Source organism: Streptomyces sp. NPDC051133 (genome assembly GCF_040682635.1).
Taxonomy (GTDB): Bacteria; Actinomycetota; Actinomycetes; order Streptomycetales; family Streptomycetaceae; genus Streptomyces.
In genome coordinates this window covers 1-4,003 of record NZ_JBFBBK010000143.1, presented here as the reverse complement: position 1 = coordinate 4,003, position 4,003 = coordinate 1, and the positions used below count along the sequence as shown (strand labels likewise).

At 68.3% G+C, this 4,003-nt stretch carries 4 protein-coding genes and 1 pseudogene; 3 read left to right on the top strand and 2 right to left on the bottom strand.

What is annotated here, in order from left to right; genetic code table 11:
- Positions 1-710: VOC family protein (locus AB0N17_RS45470; protein WP_366017562.1), on the bottom strand; the 710-nt coding region annotated here is incomplete at its 3' end.
- Between the two features lie 748 nt (positions 711-1,458).
- Between AB0N17_RS45470 and AB0N17_RS45465 the strand changes: the two genes are divergently transcribed.
- A complete protein-coding gene (locus AB0N17_RS45465) occupies positions 1,459-1,890 on the top strand; it encodes a hypothetical protein (RefSeq protein ID WP_366017561.1) in 432 nt (143 codons plus the stop codon).
- Between the two features lie 100 nt (positions 1,891-1,990).
- A pseudogene (locus AB0N17_RS45460) lies at positions 1,991-2,250 on the top strand (IS630 family transposase); the annotation flags it as partial.
- A gap of 851 nt (positions 2,251-3,101) precedes the next feature.
- Here AB0N17_RS45460 and AB0N17_RS45455 read toward each other — a convergent pair.
- Positions 3,102-3,332, bottom strand: a complete 231-nt coding sequence (locus AB0N17_RS45455; RefSeq protein WP_366017560.1) for a hypothetical protein — start codon at positions 3,330-3,332, stop codon at positions 3,102-3,104.
- Between the two features lie 327 nt (positions 3,333-3,659).
- Between AB0N17_RS45455 and AB0N17_RS45450 the strand changes: the two genes are divergently transcribed.
- On the top strand, positions 3,660-4,003 hold a 344-nt coding region (locus AB0N17_RS45450; protein WP_366017559.1), incomplete at its 3' end, for a transposase.

The following is a 4,003-nucleotide window of genomic DNA, read 5'->3' as shown; positions in this document are numbered from 1 at the left end:
GCGATCATGTCGAATGGCGGGGCGAGGACCGTGCCGCCCTGCTTGACCAGGGCGTCCACGGTGGAGTCCACGTCGCCGACCGCGAAGTAGGTCAGCCAGTGCGCAGGTGTGCCCGGCGGGTCGTTGGCGAGCAGTGTGACACCGCCGACCGCCCGGCCGCCGACCCGCAGCTCCCAGTACGCGTCCGCGCCCTCCAGCGGCTCGATCTCGATGCCGAAGGCCTCCCCGTAGAAGGCGGTAGCGGCGCCCACGTCGCTGGTGTGCAGCTCGTTCCAGGTCAGCGCGCCGGGCTCGTTGACCACCTTCGCACCGAAGAACTCGCCGGACTGCCAGACGCCGAACACCGCGCCCTGCGGGTCGGACGCGACCAGCATCCGACCGAGATTGCCGACGTCCATCACCGGGACGAGCAGAGTGCCGCCTGCGGCGACGATCTCATCCTGGGTGGCCTCGGCGTCGGTGCTGGCCAGGTAGCTGGTCCAGACGGTCGGCGGTGCCGGCTGCCCTCCGAGGGCCATCGCCGGGCCGATGCCGGCCGCGGCCTTGCCGTTCAGCTCGCAGACTGCGTACCCGCCGAACTCGGCCGGACCGGGCTCACCCTGCCAGCCGAGCAGGTCTCTGTAGAAGTCCAGCGCAGCCCGCTGGTCCTGCGCCATCAGATCGACCCAGCACGGTGTGCCGGTCGCGTACGGAGGGGTAATCTCAGGCAACGTTCGTCCCTTCTTGAGAGGTCTGTCCGTCACCTTGCGTCGCGGACCGGCGACCCGCCGTCCGACACGCCGTCAATGGCGGAGCAGACGGAGTCAGCGGCCTATGCCCTTTACCTGCGGTCGATGGGCGAGTCTGTCGCGGAGGTCAACCGGTTCGCCTGGGGAGTACGGCATCGTCTTCCACAGGGACCGGGCGACGGGCGGCCCACACAGAGAGGGAACCACATCCCGGCCAGCCTTCCTTTGCCCGGAAGCTACAGCCGATACTGACCTGCCATCGGGCTTCCGGGCGGCCGAAGGGGCGACAGTCCGAATGTCGGAGGCGGGACCGCTTGGCGTGCCGCCGCGAAGTGGCCCGGGCCCAGGTGTCCTGGGCCCCCGCCTTCCGCCACACCGACGTGACGAGCCGTCGGGCAGGCCTTTTCCGGTGAACTTTCCGCGGCCTACGACGCGCGTTTCACATTTTGGCCGTTTAAGGGTCTGGGATGGCCCAGGAAAGGAGTCGCAACGCGTGTCGACAGTCCATTCATATAGACGTCGAGACGCCCGGTGGCAGGACGAATGTTCCGAGTTTGAACGACCAAAACAACACGTACAAGATTCCGCGGGGGTGAGATCCGGTGCCAGAGCTCCGGCGCCCAAGGAACGAGAAGGAGTGCTCGTTATGCGAGTAGCTACCCGAACAAAGACAGTATCGCGACGAGCGGGATGGACAGCGCGTCTCGCCGGTGCCGGCTTGACTACCACCGTGGTTCTCGGCATCGCCGCCAGCCCAGCTGCCGCAGCTGCGGTAGACCCGTTCGAGGTTCAGCCCAATGCGGCCTGCGCCGGCGTCCCGGGGGTGGACTTCACCGTGGAGCTGCGCACGGATGGCAACGCCGGGGTCGATTTCGGCAACGGCGGGCACCTCGTCAACACCACGACTCAGAGCACCACCGGTCCGGTGGTCCAATTCACCCTCACCGGTCCGTACGCTGCACGCGCTGTCATCATCCAGGGCCTCGGCGAACCCGCTCCGAACGGCAACACATACCTCTACAACGGCGTTTTGGGCTTCCCCCGCGGCGGTGTGCACGACACAGGCCTGCACGCTGTGGTCAATCCTCAGAACGACTTGTATTACATCCCCGACACCGTCACCTACTGCGTCATCCCAAGCTCGTACAACGGCTCTGTCTGACGGAGCCGAGGATCGGGGTGAAGGAGACCTGGCCGTCCGTGGAAGCACCGTGGCGGCGCTCGACGCCTGGCTCGTCTTCGAGGACGAGGCCGGCTTCTCGATGACGCCGCCCACCGCCCGCACCTGGTCGCCCCGCGGTCTCACGCCGGTCGTCCGCGTCAGGGTCGTTCCCAGCGCCGGATCTCCATCGCGGCCCCGGCCTGCTACAAGCCAGGCGAACGCTCCCGGCTGATCTGGCGGCCGATGGTCCACCCGGACCTCAAGCCCGGCGGACGCCGCAGCTTCGCCTGGACCGATTACCGCGACCTGTTGGTCGCCGCCCACCAGCAGCTCGGCAAGCTGATCGTCGTCATTTGGGACTGTGAGACTGGTGGGGTTGCGCACGGGGCGTGGCCTGGCCCGGTCTGTGACTGACCTTGGTGTCTCGTAGATGGATCTGTCGGTCACGGCCCATGCGGTGCTCGCTGCCGCCGGCCCGGTGGGCGTGTCCCGATAGGGCTTTCGCGACAGGCACCCTCACAGTCCTGACCGCCCCACCGGTCCGGCGGTGGCCAAACGTCCCGAAGCGATCGAGCGAGACGAATGATCCCCCCAGCATGCTGCACAGCAGCAGGAACACACAGCCGTCCGCCCGTTCCACCGTGGTGGTGCTCAGCGTGGACACTCACAAAGACGTGCATGTCGCGGCTGTCGTCAGCGTCCTTGGGGCTCTCCTGGGAACGCACGGTTCCCCGCCACGGCAGAGGGCTACGGCGAACTCCTTTTCTGGACAGGAAGGTTGGGGACCGTTGAGCGGGCCGGGGTGGCGGGGGCCGGCTCCTACGGCGTCGGGCTGGTCCCGCCCCTGACCGCCGAGGGCGGGCGTAGAAGTCATTGAGGTCAACCGGCCGGACCGCGCGGCGCGACGACGTTCGGGGAAGACCGACGCGGTCGACGCCGAGGCCGCTGCCCGGGCCGTCCTGGGCGGCCGTGCCACCAGCACTCCGAAGAGCAAGAACGGTCCGGTGGAGGACCTCCGCGTTCTTAAGGTCGTCCAGGACTCCGCGATCCGCAACCGGGCCCAGGCCAGCTCAAGGCACTCATGGTCAGCGCACCATCACAGCTGCGCGAGTCCCTCACCGGGCTATCGAATCCGCGACTCCTCACCGTCTGCGCCGGCCCTCGATCCCCGAGCCAGCGCGATGCATCCACAACGGCAACGCCTGCGGCGGTCAGCACCCGGGCGAGTTCGGCTCCGTAAGCGCCGGTGCCACTCCCACCGCGATGAGCGCGCCGTGTGAGCGCATCCACTCCAGCAGATCCCGGTAGCCGCGGATGGTGGCGGGGAACTCTCGGTCGGCCAGGTGCCGGCCGGCTGTGTCGATCACTGCGGCATGGTGGGCGAGCCCGCGGGTGTCGACTCCGCCGGTGATCTGCGGGCCGTCGTGCGTCATGCTGGTCATGTCCGTCCTTGAGGCGAGTCCGTTCCGAGGGCGGCACGCGCCGGTCGGGTGGGTGGACAAGACAGTGACGGGGCTTCTGGACCAAGCGCCTGACTTGTTGAATCGACCCCAGATGCTCGGTCTGCAGCCGTAGCGTCCAGGGTGTCGGTCGGCACGGGCCCGCAGTGCTCCTTGCCGCCTTCGGGCTGGCTCACTAATAGCGTGCCGCCGCCGACCGACACCCGAGCGGTGTGGCTCGACAGAGGCATGAAGGTGACGCAGTGACTTCAAGTCAGGGTGCCCACCGCACTCTCCTTCCTGTCTCATCGAGTGCGAGGGCAGCAGCCTGTGATCCTGATCGGTGTCGATCCCCACAAGTCGTCCCACACCGCCGTCGCCGTCGACGCAGCAGGCCACCAGGTGGCACAGCGCAGGTTCGTCGTCAACGCCGGAACCTTCCGCCAGCTGATGCGCTGGTGCGAGCAGTGGCCCGACCGTCGTTTCGCGGTCGAGGGCGCCGGCGGCCTGGGCCGCCCGCTCGCCCAGCAGCTGGCCGCCGCGGGCGAGAACGTGGTCGACGTGCCCTCCACCCTGTCCGCCCGGGCCCGGCTGCTGGCCACCGGCGGAGACCGCAAGACCGATGCCGGGGACGCCCTCCACGTCGCTCAGGTCGCCCTCTTCCGCCATGACCT